The organism is Flavobacterium olei (assembly GCF_039749035.1).
Taxonomy (GTDB): Bacteria; Bacteroidota; Bacteroidia; order Flavobacteriales; family Flavobacteriaceae; genus Flavobacterium; species Flavobacterium olei.
In genome coordinates this window covers 1-641 of sequence record NZ_JBDKWC010000018.1, presented here as the reverse complement: position 1 = coordinate 641, position 641 = coordinate 1, and the positions used below count along the sequence as shown (strand labels likewise).

The window sequence follows — 641 nt, the reverse complement described above, 5'->3', positions numbered from 1 at the left end:
GAAAAAAAAGGAGAGGGGAAAAAAAAAAAAAAAAAAAAAAAAAAAGAAAAAAAAAAAAAAAAAAAGAGAAAAAAGAAATGGGCAGACATTTGGGGAGGAAAAAAAAAAGGGGGGAAAAGAGGGAAAGAAAGGGGAAAGAAGGGAGGGGGAAGAAGGGAGGGGGAAAGGAGGGAGGGGAAAGAGGGGGGAAGAGGGAGGGAAAGGAGGAGAAAAGGAAAGAGGGAAAGAAGAAGAGGAAAAAGGGAAGAGGGGAGGGGAGAGGGGAAAAGGGAGGGAGGGGGAAGGAAGAAGGAAAAAAAGAAGGGAAGAGAGGGAAAAAAAAGAGGGGAAAGGAGGGAAGGAGGGAGAAAAAGAAAAAGAGGGAAGGAGGAGAAGGGGAGAAAAAGAAGGGAGAAAAGGAGGAAGGAAGAGGAAAAAGGGGAAAGAAGAAAGAAGAGAAGAAAGGGGAGAAGAAGGAAAAAAGAAGAAGAGAGAGAAAAAGGAAAAAAGGGAGAAGGGAAGGGGAAAGAAGGAAAGGGAGAAAGAGGGGGAGGGAAAGAGGAAGGAAGGAAAGGAAGGAGAAGGAAAGGGGAGGGGAGGGGAGAAAGGAAAGGAGAAGGAGGATGAAAAGACAGATTCTGATGAAAAGCAATTATTAAGCG

Annotated in this window: 1 protein-coding gene; it reads left to right on the top strand. The window is 44.3% G+C overall.

Going from position 1 to position 641, the window contains the following annotated elements; translation table 11 throughout:
- Positions 1-641, top strand: a 641-nt coding sequence (locus ABEB31_RS21765; protein WP_347053743.1) for a hypothetical protein, incomplete at both ends; no start/stop codon positions are given.